General features: G+C 65.7%; 12 protein-coding genes. 1 reads left to right on the forward strand and 11 read right to left on the reverse strand.

Features of this window, described 5'->3' with window-relative positions; genetic code table 11:
• Positions 1-71: 71 nt before the first annotated feature.
• Positions 72-2417, forward strand: coding sequence for a BTAD domain-containing putative transcriptional regulator (locus NSE01_RS13700; protein ID WP_170233844.1), 2346 nt, complete (start codon positions 72-74; stop codon positions 2415-2417).
• On the opposite strand, the gene NSE01_RS13705 is transcribed toward NSE01_RS13700, so the two are convergent.
• From NSE01_RS13705 to NSE01_RS13755, 11 genes are all read right to left on the reverse strand, one after another.
• The gene (locus NSE01_RS13705) at positions 2418-3476 is read right to left on the reverse strand and encodes a hypothetical protein (protein WP_147160205.1); all 1059 of its coding nucleotides are present in this window, start codon (positions 3474-3476) and stop codon (positions 2418-2420) included.
• Entirely contained in the window at positions 3473-4621 is a 1149-nt protein-coding gene (locus tag NSE01_RS13710; RefSeq protein ID WP_147160206.1) for a hypothetical protein, read from the reverse strand. Before NSE01_RS13710 ends, NSE01_RS13705 begins: the two co-directional genes overlap by 4 nt.
• The gene (locus NSE01_RS13715) at positions 4618-5682 is read right to left on the reverse strand and encodes a saccharopine dehydrogenase NADP-binding domain-containing protein (RefSeq protein ID WP_170233845.1); all 1065 of its coding nucleotides are present in this window, start codon (positions 5680-5682) and stop codon (positions 4618-4620) included. Before NSE01_RS13715 ends, NSE01_RS13710 begins: the two co-directional genes overlap by 4 nt.
• Positions 5679-6698, reverse strand: coding sequence for a polyprenyl synthetase family protein (locus tag NSE01_RS13720; protein ID WP_147160208.1), 1020 nt, complete (start codon positions 6696-6698; stop codon positions 5679-5681). The genes NSE01_RS13715 and NSE01_RS13720 overlap by 4 nt, the downstream gene beginning before the upstream one ends.
• Complete coding sequence (locus NSE01_RS13725) at positions 6698-7510, reverse strand: hypothetical protein (RefSeq protein WP_147160209.1); 813 nt, start codon at positions 7508-7510, stop codon at positions 6698-6700. The genes NSE01_RS13720 and NSE01_RS13725 overlap by 1 nt, the downstream gene beginning before the upstream one ends.
• Positions 7497-9719, reverse strand: coding sequence for an FAD-dependent oxidoreductase (locus tag NSE01_RS13730; RefSeq protein ID WP_307725990.1), 2223 nt, complete (start codon positions 9717-9719; stop codon positions 7497-7499). Before NSE01_RS13730 ends, NSE01_RS13725 begins: the two co-directional genes overlap by 14 nt.
• A 129-nt stretch (positions 9720-9848) precedes the next feature.
• A complete protein-coding gene (locus NSE01_RS13735; RefSeq protein WP_147160211.1) occupies positions 9849-10184 on the reverse strand; it encodes a UrcA family protein in 336 nt (111 codons plus the stop codon).
• Positions 10185-10480: 296 nt separating this feature from the next.
• Positions 10481-10804, reverse strand: coding sequence for a UrcA family protein (locus tag NSE01_RS13740; protein ID WP_147160212.1), 324 nt, complete (start codon positions 10802-10804; stop codon positions 10481-10483).
• Positions 10805-11090: 286 nt separating this feature from the next.
• A complete protein-coding gene (locus NSE01_RS21335; protein WP_170233839.1) occupies positions 11091-11540 on the reverse strand; it encodes a hypothetical protein in 450 nt (149 codons plus the stop codon).
• A 322-nt stretch (positions 11541-11862) separates the two neighbouring features.
• Positions 11863-13386: a DHA2 family efflux MFS transporter permease subunit gene (locus tag NSE01_RS13750; protein ID WP_147160213.1), complete on the reverse strand. Its 1524-nt coding sequence runs from the start codon at positions 13384-13386 to the stop codon at positions 11863-11865.
• 1 nt (position 13387) lies between these two features.
• Positions 13388-14560 carry an HlyD family secretion protein gene (locus tag NSE01_RS13755; protein ID WP_147160214.1) on the reverse strand — a complete coding sequence of 391 codons (1173 nt, stop codon included), beginning with the start codon at positions 14558-14560 and terminating at the stop codon, positions 13388-13390.
• Between the last annotated feature and the right edge of the window lie 3 nt (positions 14561-14563).

Genomic DNA, 14563 nt, shown 5'->3' on the forward strand with positions numbered 1-14563 from the left:
CGCCAAAACGGCACAATTCACGCTAATGTTACGTAAGTGACAGGGGCGGGCACAAGATTCGCATGGGTGCGGTGACGACAGAACTTGGGCGCGATGCGGCCGCCATTGCCCGCTTCCACGTCCAGCTCATCGGGCCGTTTCGCCTCGCCGGGCCCGATCGTGCGGCCATTCCGATTCAGGGCCGCCGCACGCGGGCCTTGCTCGCCACCTTGTTGCTTGCTCCGGAACAGACGATGGGCCGCGAGCGTCTCGCTGGCCTGTTCTGGGGTGATCGGAGCGATGCACAGGCCCGCGCCAGCCTGCGCCAGTGCCTGCTCGAATTGCGCGGTGTGCTTTCAGGCAGTGCAGAAAGCGACGGCGATCACCTCATCGCCACGCGAGAGACGGTCACCCTCTTTCCCGGGGCCTTCGCGTGCGACGTGCTCGCCGTGCGCGGCGCGCTTGCCAGCCACGATTGGGAGGAAGCAGCCCGTCTGATCGACGGCGTCGGCGCCGCTCCTCTGCTTCAGGACCTCGAACTCGGCGGGGCTTATGGCGAATGGCTCGATGTCGCCCGCGCCGAGATCGATGCGCGGATGGCCGATGGTCTTGCCCGCCATATCGCCGCGCGCGAAGAGGCAGGTGATTCCGCCGGGGTGAAGGCTCTCGCCGCCGCATGGCTACGCCGCGATCCGCTCAGCGAGACGGCTGTCGCTGCGCTGATCCGCGCCGAGATCGCCACCGGAGCGCGGGCCGCCGCGCATATCCGGTATCAGGCGTTCCGCGATCTGCTCGCGGCTGAAATCGGCGTTGCGCCGGGTCCGCTGGTTGATGCCGCGCTGCGCAGCGAAGCGCTGGTGGCCGAACCGCTGGTCGTTGCCGCACCCGTTTCGCCGCCCGCCACCCCACTGCCGGCGCCCGCGAATGACGGGCTCGTGCTCGCGGTGCTGGCTTTCGACAATCTCTCCTCCGATCCCGAACTTGCCGATTTCTGCGATGGCGTTTCGGAGGAAATCCAGCGCACCGTGGCGCGCGGTACCGGGATCGCGGTGGTTGCGCGCGCGTCCAGCTTCCAGTTCCGCGGTCCCGACAAGAGCATCGCCAAGGTCGCCGCCGCGCTCGGCGCCTCGCATTTGCTCGATGGTTCGGTGCGGCGCAGCGGCCAGCGCCTGCGCATCACCGCCGAACTCGTCGAGTGCGCCAGCCACCGCGCAGTCTGGAGCGAACGATTCGACGGCGATCTCGAGGACGTCTTCGCGCTGCAGGATTCGATCGCGGAGAAAGTCGCCGCTGCGCTTGAGCTGACGCTGTTGCCCAGCACGCCAATTCCGACGCTGGCACCAGCGACCTACGAGCGCTTCCTGCGCGCGCGGGGCCTGCTCGCCGATGGCGATGCGCAGTTCGACAATACCGCGAGCGATGCCGTGCCGCTGCTCGAGATGGTTGTTCGCGATGCCCCGGATCATGCCCCGGCGTGGGAACTGCTCGCGCTTGCCCGCGCGCAGGTGTTGCGCGGCGGGCGCGGCGCGCTGCCTTATGCCGAAGCACGCGAAGCCGTGATCGAGGCGGCGCAGACTGCGCTGAAGCTCGATCCCCGCCGCGGCGGCGCCTACCGCGCGCTCGCCATGCTGGAGCCGTGGGGCCATCACGCGGTGCGCGAGAAGCTGCTGCTGCAGGCGCTGGAAGTTGCCCCGCGCGATCCCGCTGCCCTGACGGACATGAGCAATTTCTGCTGGGGCGTCGGCCGGTTCCGCGATGCGCTCGCCTATGCCGAGCAGGCCTGCGAGCTCAACCCGCTGATGCCCGCGGCGCGGCTGCATGTCGCACAAATGCGGGCCTATGTCGGCGATTACGATACGTCGGTCAGCATGCTGGAAGAGGTGCACCAGCGTTGGCCGAACAATGCCGGCATCCTCATGGCGCTGCTCAATTGGGCCGGCTCGCTCGGCTATCCGGAAGTCTATTATCGCAACGTCAGCAAGATCGATCAGTTCGATGGCTGGCAGGCGCGCGATCTGGCGGCGGTGCGCTCCTATGTCGAGGCGGTGTTCAGCAGGGACATGACCGTCAAGGAAACCCGCGCCGCGCGCTATCGCGGATTGCTGGAACAGACCGGCACGATCACGCTCAGCCTGCCGACCGGGCTCGGCTTCATCGGCCTTCCCGATATGGCGTTCGAACTGGTCGAGCTGGCGGACTACAGCCATGTGTTCGATCCCGCCGGACCATCACCGAGCCTGTTCTATCCTGGCGTCGCGCTCGGACCGTGGAGCTGCCTGCTCAGCCACCCGCGCTTCATCCGCGTGTGCCATCGGCTTGGCCTCTGCCGCTATTGGCAGGAGACCGGGCAGTGGCCCGATTGCGCCGCCTGGGTGCCGTTCGATTTCAAGTCCGCCGTGCGCCGCGCGGTTGATTCGGGGCCAGCGCCCGGAGAATAATCAAGCGGTCTGGCCGTAGGTGTGCAGGGTCTTGTCGATGTGGAAGTGGGCATCGGCGGTATAGCAGATCACCATCGCCACTTCGATGGGCATGTAGTTCAGGTTCCAGTCCGTATCCGGCGTCCCCTTGGCGTTCAGCAGGGGCGGCGGAGTTTCGAGCATGGATCGCGCATTGTGCGGCCGCGCGCCGAACATGGCGTGGATCGTTTCCTCGAGGCTGTCCGAACAGAGGAATTCCACCACCGTATCCGCCCCCGAAAAGAACGCCAGATCGCGGACGTTGCTGTGCTGCGTGGTCGAGGAGACAATCGCGCGGTAGGCGGCGAGGTCCATATCGAACACATCGCGGAACTGGCGCAGGGTATTCACTTCCATGCCGGTGCGGGCATCTGTGGCGGTGCTGCCGGTGAAGATGCCGTCAGCCATCAGGTTGTCGACGAAAGCGTCGAGATCGGCATCGTCGGTGCGCAGGCCGGCAAGGTCAGCCTCGCTCGTGCCCGGCTTCAGGCCCATTCGCATGCAGCCGATGCTCTGGCTCCGCGCCCTGGGATCGAACTTTGCCATGCCTTCGATCGCCATGTCGATCCTGAGGTCAGCCGGGCATTCGCCTTCCTCCATGCGGATCACAGCCATGTCCATCTCGGACCCGAAGATCTCGCGGGCCGAGAACATCACGTAGCTGTTGTCGTCGAACGCAAAGGGTTCGACCCACACTTGCAGCGGATCGACCAGCAGGTTGTCCGGGTTCACGCTGTAGCGCAGGGCAGGGAACGTCCAGGTAAGCTCGGTGTGGCTGGTGGTGTCGCGTCCGGTCCGCCCGTCGCAGCAGCTCGAAAAGTGCTCGTGCCGCGCCACGCAGAGCAGGCCGTAGGTCTTGCCCGGCAGCGGGGTGTAGTGAAACGGCGCGCGGTCCGGCGCCGCGGCATTGAAGCGCGTATCGAGATAGGCCGCGATCAGCTTGCGGTCGACCGCGATGACGAATTGCCACATCCGCATGCCGAGCGATTGCCACGGCGGCAGCAACTGGTCGGTCGCGAAGGATTCAAGGAACACGGTCATGGCAGGCCCACTCCTCTGCGGGGACCGAAAAAGCCGCGCAGCGGGCGATACCAGCGCGAGACGAGATCGCTGGCGCCGGGGGTCGGCGGCAGGCCATCGCGGTCGATGGGAAACTCGCGGATCACCCGCAAGGTGTCGAAATTGATGTCCGCCTCGAACCGCAAGGCTGCCACCGTGTTGACGGAATGGGGCTTGCCCGTCGGCTGCGCGCCCACCTCGAGGAATACCTCAAGGATCTCGTGGAAGCTGCCGATGTCGTTGAAATACATGTCGATATCCAACTCGTTATAAAAGCGGACATCGCGCACGTTGAGGTATTGGGCGCGGCAAGTGACCAGTGCCTGATAGACCGCGCGCTGGGGATCGGCGGCGTCGCGGTATTGCTTGAGGCCCACCGTGCGCATCGACGTGGGGATGAGGCCGAGCGAGAAGCTGTCGATGAAGTTTGAAACGCTGGCCATGCCGCCAACCAGCTTCGATGCTTCGGGGCTTTCCATCAGCGTGGCGAGCGAACGGTAGGGCGGCTGGGTTCCTGCCGGTGTGGGCAGAACCGGCTTGGTCTCGATGCGCATGAATTCCTGCATGCGCTGCATCGTACCGGGCTCGTCGTCCGGCCAGCCGGGCAGACTGATCCGCCCATGGAAGCTTTCCGGATAGCGCCCCACGCCGTTCTCGATGTCGGCAAGCAGCTTGCCGAGACCCAGCATTTCCCGTCCGCAAACGCTCGACATCGGGTTGCCGACGACAATGAACGGCAAGGCCCATTCGAGCGCCGTGTCGGTGATCAGGCGCTTGGCGCCCCGGCCATAGCGCACCACCGGGATCGCCACGAACACTTCGGTCTGGCTGATGGCCCCGCGGTCTGCGTAGGGCACCTCGTGCAGGCCGGGGCTGGGCGGGGCGGCGCTGATCATCGTCGGGTAGTCGAGGAACAGCACCGTCGCATAGGGCCATGCCGCCAGCGGGCGATAGACATACTCGCGCGTGCTCTCCTCGCCGATGTTGAGATAGGTGTCGCAGTAGCGCTGCACCCGCTCCATCGAGATGTTCATGTAGAACGCGTTCACGGTGACGCCGGGGAAATGGTAGGGCGGCGGCACCTGCTGGCTGGCCGCAGACTGGACGTAGGGGACGCGTGTTCTCATGCCGCCGTGCTCCTGTCATCGGCAAGGAAGCGCGCGGCGCCCGCTTCCACCGCAAAGCCTGATCCGAACGCCGCAGCGAGGCTGGAGACACCGGCCGGAGCGCTCCCTGCCAGCACGCGGTGGAGCGCCGCGCAGGCGATCCGCACGCTGGCGCCGTACCCGTCGAGCGTTTCCATCGCGAGCCGCCGCACCCGCCGCCACGGATCATGCGCTTCGGCCACCATGGTAAAGCGCGCTGCATCGCGCCGGGCCTCGTCCGGTTGTTCCGGCCAGACACGGGCCATTGCCGCCCCCGCCGTCCGGAAGAGCGCCGGACCGGCCAGCCCCATGCCGATGCCCGAAGCTCGGTAGCCCGCGCGCATCGACCAATGCATCGCCGAATAGATCGCAATATCCGGCACCCCGGTCAGTGCGCCGCCCGTGACCACGCTGGCCCAATCGGTCGCAACGGTTTCCTGCGGGCCGGTGCCGAAGTCGAACATGGCGGTAAGGCTCCCCGCCGGCACCATTGCCAGCGCGCCGCCGCGCCGGATCACCGTGCCCGGATCGGCCAGCCCCGCCATCGTCGCCACGCTCCCGCGCGAGACGACTTGCGCGGCCGAGACGCCAAGTTTCAGCGTGCGCGTATCTGGCCAGCGCTGGACAGCCGCTAGCAGCAGGCAGTCCGTCGCCGCCGGGGTCAGCGCCGCACCGGGCAGCACCGCGATACCCGCCGCCCGCGCCTCTGCATCACGCGCGAACAGCGCTTCGATTATCCGCCATTCGCCGCCGAGATCGATGTAATGCACGCCGCCCGTGAGGCAGGCATCGAGCATCGGCATGGCTGTCGCCGCGAACGGTCCGGCCGCGTGGAGCACGGCATCAATGCCGGCAAGACCCGCGCGGACCGCCAATGGATCGTCCAGCGCAAAGGCGCGCCACGGCAGTCCCAGTGGCTCCGCAACCGCACGTACAGCCGGTTCACTGCGGCCTGCCAGGACCAGATCCAGCTCGCCCGCCAGCGCCGCGGCGATTGCCCTGCCGGTATAGCCGGTGGCGCCATAGAGCAGCGCTCGGCTCATGTCCGGTCGAACACCCATCGCACGAGGCTGCCGATGAAGGCGCGTTCCTCAGATGGTGGCAGCGCGCCATAGACCGCTGCGAACTCGTGCTCCGCTGCTCCCGCCATCGCGGCAGCGACTGCGCGGGCATGCGCGATCGAACCGTGCTCATGCATCAGGCGGGTAAGCCACCGCACGTCGTCCGCGCTGCGTTCCTCGCGCCGCAGACCCAGAAACCAGTCCAGCCGCGCGCGCTCTTCGGCGCTGCAGGCTTCGCGCACATGAATGAGCATCAGCGTCCGCTTGGCTTCCGCCAGATCGCCGTTCTGCTCCTTGCCGTAGCCGGGATCTTCCGAAAGGTTGCGCAAGTCGTCCTCGATCTGGAAAGCGAGGCCAAGGAAATAGCCGAAGCGCACCACCATTTCGGGATCGAGCCGCCCGCGCGAACCGATGATAAGGCCAAGCTGCGCCGGCCAGATCATCCCCATCCATGCCGTCTTCTTGAGCGCCATGCGCATGTAGTCGGCCTCGGTCAGATCAAGGACGTTGCGATCACGCCAGCCGAGTTCGAGCGCCTGCCCCTCAGCCGTCTGGCGCGCCATCATCGTGGTTACGTCCATCACCTGCCGGATCACCTGGCCGCCCAGCGGGCATACCGCATCGATCAGAGGGCCAAATGCGGCGAAGAGCAGCGCATCTCCGGCATTGATGGCCAGCGGCACCCCGTGGAGCGCATGGAGCGTGGGCTTGCCGCGCCGCAGTTCGCTGCCGTCCTGCACGTCATCGTGGATGAGAAGGGCATTGTGCAGCATCTCGATCGCCGCTGCCGCGCGCACCGCAGCCGCATGTGCCTCGTTCCCGAACAGCGCGGCATTGGCGAGGCAGATCGCCGGGCGCAGCATCTTGCCCCCGCGTGAGGGGTATTCCGCCAGCATCTCGTCAAGGAACGGCGAAGGCGCACCCGCCGCGAGATAACGCATGACTTCCGCCCGCGTGGCGGCACCATAGCGCTGGAGCAGGGCACCCTCGACCGCCATCACTCGATCTCGATCACCAGTTGGCCAAGCGGTAGCGGCTGCGTGCTGCAATAGACCGGGCCGACGTAAATCCCCTTGGGCTGGTCATGCGGCACGATCACCATGACCGCGAGGCCATGCCCGGTCGGATGCAATTCGAACGCAATACTCGTGATCGGAGCCGCACCCCCGCCGTGTGCGACGAGGCTGTCGCAGGCAATCTGATCGGCCCCGGTCGGCACTTGCGGGCGGGCGACCGACTTCGTGTGTGCCCGCGCAGTGTGCTTGCCATTGAACTGGACGTGCAAGTGGAGCTCGTCCAGAGCCGCAGCGTGATGCGGAGCCGGCTTCGGAGCGGCATGGTGGGGCGCAGGTTCGACCTTGGGCGCATGGAAGGCTGGCACATGGGTCGATCCCGGCGGCGGCGGTGTCATCATGCCGTCGGCCTGCCGCAGCAGCGCCTCGCAGATGTCGAACGTCGCGCTGCTGAGCTGCCGCGCAAGGCCGAGCAGATTGGCGGCCATGTGCCGCACATCATCGGGCACATCGCGCACGTTGTAGGCGCCGACGCGGAACTGCTCGGCTGCCTTGCGGCCTTGCCCGATGGTTTCGCTCAGCACGTCGTAGGCAGACCGCACCGAGCTCGCGACCGCCTCGTTGACGGTGTGGACGTCCTTGTCGTGGGTGCCCGGATCGGGTGCCGGTGCGGCGGGTTCGGCGACTGGTTCGGGCGGCACGCCGGTGGATGGCTTGCGCTGCGGCGCGGTGCGGGCCGCCTCAGGGCGCGTGATCCGTTCAGCGGGCGCTCGGTCGTGGTTCTCAGGGGTGGTCATAGGCGATGATATCCTTGAGGTCCGGCGCACCGGAAATGGCGTGGGCAGCCAGCAGTCCCGACATGACCGCCCCTTCAACGCAGCCGGAGTGGAAGCCGCTGTCGGTCCAGTCTCCGGCAATGGTGAGATTGTCATAAGTCCGGTCGAGCGGCGAGATGCGGCTGCGCCAGCTGCCCGGTGTGTGGATCACGTAGCGGTCGGAAGGGTTGAGGTTGGCGCGCCAGTATTGCGTGCCGAAGCGCGCGGGGCCTTCTGGCTCCGGTCCGCCACTTTCGTCGGCCTTGAGCACTTCCCAGCGGAATTGCCCGGCGGCGTCGTAGGCCCCCGGCCAGATCGCGCGGACCGGACCTTCGAGGAAACTCTCGGCATTGGCGCGCACTTCGGCATCCCGTGCCGGCTGATAGGTCATGTCGCCCTCTGCCGGTGGCTCCGGCGGATCAGGCAGCACGGCGCAGAAATAGACCGAGGTCTTGGGCGGCCGTTTCCACGCTTCCTCGGGCACGACATGCGCCATGTCGCACCAGGTATCGAACGGCTTTGCGAACGCGCCGGTGATATAGGCCGGGCCCGGCCAACCGAGCGCTTCAAGGTCTTCGTCGAGCCACACCTGAAACGCCTGGCTGGCGACCGTCTTCACATCGCGGCACATCGCCTGCCAGCGCGGATCGCGCGCGACGATGCCGTTCGCGCAATGCGGCACCGCGCCGATGCCGACACCGAGCACGACCATGTCGAAATCGCGCTGGACCTCTAGCACGGTCTCGCCCTCGCGCCGGCGGTCCCAGTGCGATTCGAACTTGCGGCCCTCGGCCAGCAGTTCCTTCCCCCGCTTGAGTTGCGCGTAGTCTGGAGCAGAGGGCCAGCACGGACGGCCCTGCACATCGACCAGCGGCTGGTATTCGCCGCCGCCCTTGATGTGCGCCTGAACATCGAACTTGAGCCGCGCCGCGTGCGAGCCTGCCTCATCCAGCTCGATATCAGTGAGCCGGTGGAAAAAGCGGAAGTCCACGCCGCGTTCCTTGAGCGCGGTATAGAGCGGCGCGAAGACAACATCGCCCATCCCGGCGCGCATCCGCCACATGAACGCGCCTCGATAGCCGAAGAAGGTGCGCAAGGTGCCGCGCAGGCCTTGCCCGGCGGAAAGGCGCGGCTTCTCCGGATCGCCGTCCTCGTAGCCCATCGAAAGATCGTACAGCCCGCGCAGAAACGGCGATTGCAGCGAGCGCAGCGAAGCGCCGTTCATGCGCATCCATTCGCGGCACTCGCAATCGTCGATCGCATCAAGCCCGCGCGGATCGAACATGATGCCATAGCGCAGGAAGCCGGTCAGCGTGGCGAGCGTGAGATCGGCGATCTCCCACAGGAAGCGCAGCCGGTCATCGGCGAGGAAGCGGTCCTCGATCCATTGGCGCAGCGGTACGGCGACCGCGTCCACCGCCGTCATCAGGATGCCCGCTGTTGCCGAGCTCACCGAACGGACCAACGCTGCCAGCACGGCGAGCACTTCTGACAGCGCGGCGGCCGAAGCGAACAGGCCCATGCGCGCCAGTTCGCTGATCCGCGCGGCCAGTTCAGCCGGGCTTGCCGGCCCGGTCGCATCGGCCTTGTCGAAGCGGGTGACGAGGCCTTGCCCGTCGACCGTGGTATCGAGCACCAGCGCGCGGAGGAGATCGAAGGCGCCCGCCATGTAGTATTGCAGGCTGAACACCGCATCGGGCGCGAGCGGATCGCCGGGATAGCCCGCGCGCGGCGGCATGTGGACCTGCCACCGCTGGAATCCGCCCTTCTCGCTGGCGGAGCACAGCGCGATGTCGTTTTCCTGCGTCCAGGCGTCGCGGAAGTCGCCGTAGAGATGGCCAAGGCCTTTGGCGTCCAGTTCGGCATGGCAGGCGCGCATCATGCGGAAGGCGTTGTCGTAGAAGCCGAGCCAGATGTGCAGGCCATGCTCCTCGATGCGTCCGTTCTCACCCCGGCCCGAGGCGCCCTTGCCGCCCAGCCGCCAGCCTTCCTGATAGACGGTGACGTGGTAGCGCCCGCGGTGATGCGGTGCCGTCAGCTCCCACGCCGCAGCCATCGATGCGCAGCCGCCACCGATGATGGCAACACGGATGCGCGAACGGGACGAGGAGGCAGCGCTCAGGGATGCCTCCGCATCAGCAGCGTTGCGTTTGCATCTGGCCGTATCATACCCGCCTCCTCGACTAAGTATTCATGCTTGGTAGAAAAAGTCCATCGCTGTCGGGACATACGTAGCCAATCTGGATTCGAAACGCGCGATCGGGCCGGGAGCATGTGCTCCCGGCCCGTGCTGGCCGGCGTGGCGATCGGGAAAAGTTGCTCAGCGCTGGGCGAGCATCTGATCCGAGTGCGTGCGGACGGCGGCGAGCGCAGCGGTGCGGGCCTTGGCGCGGCAGGCGTTGATCGCGATGCGCTCTTCGAGCGAGATCGTGCCGGTCGAAGTGCCGCAGACGCGGTTCACGGCGCCCGAGATGCGGGCCTTGAGCGTCGACATGCCTTCGTCGCTCGAGAGGTTGAGATCGCCGGTGCTCACGACTGCGACCTGGATGGTCGCATCCTCTGTTACCGGAGCCGCCTTGGCGAGGGCGGGGATCAGCATTGCCGCAAGGACGACGGTGGTGGCGATGATGGCGGCGGGGATCATGTTGGACTTCATGGTGGCTCTCCTCTGGGAATTCGGCGGTTCGCGCTGCCGATGAATTGCTTCTAGGAGGCCTGCGTCATGGCCAGCGCCAAGCGTGCGTGAGCCAAACGTCAAAAGTGCATCGGCCGTGAAAAAATGGCGTTCGCCTGGCAAAGATAGGTGAAGAGCGCGCGAAGCGCTTCGTCAGCTGCGCCGGCGCCAGCATGAAAGCCCGATCGCTGCGGCAACGAGCGGTCATACGCGAAAGGGCCGGGAGCGTTGTGCTCCCGGCCCTTTGCTGACCGTTGTGGCGATGTGGTGTGTGGGGATCAGCTTTGCGCTAGCATCTGACCCTCACGAATCCGCGCAACCGCGAGAGCGGTATTGCGGGTCTTGGCACGGCACACCGTGATGGCGTGACGTTCCTCGATGCTGATCGCACCGGTTGCAGTGCCGCAAACCCGGTTGACGGCGCCCGTGATGCGGGCGTTGAGCGTCGACTGGCCTTCCGGCGAAGCGAGGTTGAGATCAGACGTGCGGACCACCGCGACGCTCTGTTCCATGCCATCCGAAGCGGTGGCCGCAGCGGCCAGCGAAGGCGCAAGCGCCGAGGCAAGTATGAAAGCGGCGGTTAAGAAACTCCTTTGGGACATTATTTGCTCTCCTTTCGGTTTCGGCGCCGAACTCCCCCCGAGGGTCTCGGGGTGAAGCCACGTCGGTTCCGATGGCCCTGTTCTAGGAGTGGTGCGTCAAACGAGGCGCGAGCCGAGCGTCAATCGACCGTTAAAAATGCCCTGCCGTTAAGAAATGCAGCTGAAAATGCAGCGTGAAAATGCGCTGCGGCTGATGACGTGAAGCCGCTTTGTGACGAGCACAAAAGGAAAAGGCCCGGCCTCTTGCGAGGCCGGGCCGTCCCGTTGTTGGCAATGAAGAAAGCGATCAGCCGCCGGGGCTGTCGTTGTTCTCGCTCGAACCGATGATCGCACCGATACCGCCACCCAGAGCAGCCCCACCGAGGAGGAAGCCCATATTGGGGTGATAGCCGACCTTGGGGGGCGGCGGAGGCGGAGGCGGGGGAGGCGGCGGAGGCGGGGGAGGAGGCGGCGGCGGCGGAGGCGGCGGGGGAGGCGGCGGAGGCGGCGGCGGCGGGGGAGCCGGCGTCGTCGTCGTCGTCGTCACGGTGTTCGTCTTGGGAAGGTACCGAGCCGACCGCGTACGCTTGTGCTTGCCCTTGCGAGCAACACCTTTCTTCTTCCAGTTCTTCTTGTGCACCTTGTGCTTGGTCGGCGCGCCGGCATCGGCGAAGACCATCACAGGGGCGGCAATGAGCGATGCTGCAGCAACTGCACACATTGCCCTGGCAATAAAGCCGACAGGGGGATTGGCCATCTTTCTACTCCACAAAAAAGCGGCGCCTCGCGAGCGGCGAAGGGTAATTGGCGAATGTTTTTATTGGACCCCAGTCCACGTATGGACCCTCAGGAAGATTACCTAACATACATGTTATGCGTTCGCAAAGGGCGAAAAACCAACTGGCTCGCATTTGCAGTAAGACATTATAATATAGATGAAATTTATGTTCAGTTTCGAATGAAAACCGCTTTGTTGCTGTTACGATACGATTTTGTATGATCAATACGCTGTGGTTAACGGCTGGCGCGACTTGGCTTGATATAGGCGGTTTAATTTAAATATATCAATATCTTGATTGTCAGTGAGCGGCACTGAGATCGATCTCGCTGCGCGGTCGTGGCGCTATCCAGACGATCATCGCTGCAAGTGCGAACAAGCCGGTGCAGCCCCAGAATATCGCGTTTGTGGCGAGAGTTACGCTCTCTGTCTGGACGATTCGCTCCAGGATCATCCGTCCTTGCTCGGTGGTAAATCCAAAACCTTGCGGAAGAGGGTGAGCAAGGCCTGCAAGGTTCTCGTGCGCCATTTTTGCCTCGCGTTCCCAAAGCGTTGTGGCGAGCGAAGTGGCAAATGCTCCTGCCAGTGTGCGCGCGAAGTTCTGCAATCCCGCAGCCGAGGCGGTCTGATCCGGGCGGACCGATCCCAGCGCCAGCGAAGTCGTGCCAATGAAGAAAAAGGGCATGCCGAACCCTTGCAGGAACTGCGGCAGCGAGATGGTGAAGAAGTCCATCTGGCTTGCCCAGCCGGTGCGCAGCAGCGATACGAGGCCGAGCCAGACGACGCCGAACGTGATCAGCTTGCGCACGTCATACCTTGACATCAACCCTGCGGCGACCGGCGACATGAGCACCGCCAGAACGCCGACGAAGGCCGTTGCATAGCCGGCATAAGTCGCGGTGTAGCCAAGGTTGGTCTGGAGGAAGAGCGGTACGACCACGATGGCTGAAAAGAACCCGGCGTAGGCGATGCTCTGGGCGGCCACCGCGGCGCTATAGCCGCGCTGCCGGAAAACCGAGAGGTCGACGACCGGGTTGGCTTCGGTCAGTTCCCAGATCAGGAACGCGGCGAACCCGATCACCGCGATCACTGCAAGCGTGCAGATGAATGAACTGGCGAACCAATCGGCGTTGCGCCCCTCGTCGAGCACGATCTGCAGCGCGCCCACCCAGATCACCAGCAGCGCAAGGCCGATGTAGTCGATCGGTCGCTGCACGGTCGGGGTTTCGAACGGCAGGAGATAGCGCAGCGCAAACACAAGGCAGAACGTGACAATCGGCAGGTTGATGAAGAAGATCCAGTGCCAGCTCCAGTCGTCGGAGATGGTGCCGCCGAAGATCGGGCCGAGGATCGGCGCGACGACGACCGTCATGCTCCACAGCCCCAGCGCCATTCCCACTTTTTCCGGCGGGAAGATGCGGGTCAACAGCGTCTGCGACATCGGCATGATCGGCCCGCCGCTGAGGCCCTGGAAGATGCGGAACACGATCAGCGCCTCGAGGCTGCGTGAAACCCCGCAGAGCAGCGAGAACAACGCAAATCCGGTGATCGCAGTGAGGAACACGCGCACCGCGCCAAACCGCGCGGCGAGCCAGCCGGACAGCGGCACACAGATCGCCTCGGCCACGGAGTAGGACGTGATCGCCCAAGTCCCCTGCGAGGGCGACACGGCGAGGCTGCCCGCGATGTGCGGCACCGAGACGTTGGCGATGGTGATGTCGAGCACCACCACGAAGTTGGCGAGCGCAAGGCTGAAGGCGGCCAGCAGGAGCGGCCACCCCTTCAGCCGCGGAAGCTCGGCCCCCGGCGCAGCAGCACCGCTCACCTCACTTTGCTCCGGTATCGATCGTCGCGGTCATCGAAAGGCCGACACGCAGCGGGTGCGCCTTCAGTTCCTTCGGATCGAGCGCGACGCGCACGGGCAGGCGCTGCACCACCTTGATCCAGTTGCCGGTGGCGTTCTGCGCCGGAATCAGCGCCTGCGCCGATCCGGTGCTGCCCGAGAAGCCGACCACGCGGCCGTGATAGACCACGCCCGAGCCATAGAGGTCTGACGTCAGCTCGACCGGCTGGCCCGGCGCCACGCGGCGCAGCTGGCCTTCCTTGAAGTTCGCGTCGACATGCGCCTCGCCGAGCGGGACGACCGTCATCAGCACCGTACCGGCCGCGACGCGCTGGCCTACCTGCACATTGCGCTGGGTGACGATGCCATCGACCGGCGAGCGGATCACCGTCCGCGTCAGATCGAGCTTGGCGCGATCGAGCCGGGCCTTGGCCGCCAGCACGTCCGGGTTTTCGGTGGGTGCGGTGGTGCCAACGAGCGCGGCATTGGCGTTTGATTGTCCTTCAGCCGACCCGCGAGAGGCCCGCGCCTGCGCAAGGTCTGCCTCGGCCACCGCCAGTTGGCCCTGGGCCGCCGCAAACGCATTGCGCGCGCTCGAAAGCTCTTCACCGGAAACCGCGCCGCCCGAAACCAGCGCCTCGCGCCGGGTCAGATCGAGCCGCGCCCTGGCGAGGTTGGCCGAGGCAACGCCGACCAGCGCCTGCTTGCGGCGGATGTCCGCATCGCTCGCCTGCACCTGAGCGGCGAGCGCGGTGCCCGTCTCGACCGTCTGGTTCACGCGCCGCAGCGCCTGCGCGACGGCGGCTTCGGCTTCGGCCACGGCGATCTTCGCGTCGGACGGATCAAGCTCGAGCAGCACGTCGCCCTTCTTCACCTGCATCGTGTCGACCGCAGCCACCCGGATCACCGTTCCGGCGGAAAGCGCAGTCACCGGCGCAATCTCGGCCGCGACATAGGCATTGTCGGTTTCGACATAGCGACCGCCGAACAGCGCCTCATAGCCGCCATAGACCACCGCCACCGCCAGCACGACGCCGCCGAGAATGGTAAAGCCGCGCTTGCGCTTTGCAGCGGCATCGCTTGTCGGCGTGGGGGGAGGGGGCGGGGCCATGGGTTCGGTCTCTTCGAGCATGATCTGGGGGTCGCGGTCAGCCATAGG

Source organism: Novosphingobium sediminis (assembly GCF_007991615.1).
In the GTDB taxonomy this organism is placed as follows: Bacteria; Pseudomonadota; Alphaproteobacteria; order Sphingomonadales; family Sphingomonadaceae; genus Novosphingobium; species Novosphingobium sediminis.

Excerpts from the sequence above, each read along its gene's own strand:
- NSE01_RS13705 (WP_147160205.1), bottom strand. The coding sequence starts at position 3,476 with ATGACCGTGTTCCTTGAATCCTTCGCGACCGACCAGTTGCTGCCGCCG.
- NSE01_RS13710 (WP_147160206.1), bottom strand. The coding sequence starts at position 4,621 with ATGAGAACACGCGTCCCCTACGTCCAGTCTGCGGCCAGCCAGCAGGTG.
- NSE01_RS13715 (WP_170233845.1), bottom strand. The coding sequence starts at position 5,682 with ATGAGCCGAGCGCTGCTCTATGGCGCCACCGGCTATACCGGCAGGGCA.
- NSE01_RS13720 (WP_147160208.1), bottom strand. The coding sequence starts at position 6,698 with ATGGCGGTCGAGGGTGCCCTGCTCCAGCGCTATGGTGCCGCCACGCGG.
- NSE01_RS13725 (WP_147160209.1), bottom strand. The coding sequence starts at position 7,510 with ATGACCACCCCTGAGAACCACGACCGAGCGCCCGCTGAACGGATCACG.
- NSE01_RS13735 (WP_147160211.1), bottom strand. The coding sequence starts at position 10,184 with ATGAAGTCCAACATGATCCCCGCCGCCATCATCGCCACCACCGTCGTC.
- NSE01_RS13740 (WP_147160212.1), bottom strand. The coding sequence starts at position 10,804 with ATGTCCCAAAGGAGTTTCTTAACCGCCGCTTTCATACTTGCCTCGGCG.
- NSE01_RS21335 (WP_170233839.1), bottom strand. The coding sequence starts at position 11,540 with ATGGCCAATCCCCCTGTCGGCTTTATTGCCAGGGCAATGTGTGCAGTT.
- NSE01_RS13755 (WP_147160214.1), bottom strand. The coding sequence starts at position 14,560 with ATGGCTGACCGCGACCCCCAGATCATGCTCGAAGAGACCGAACCCATG.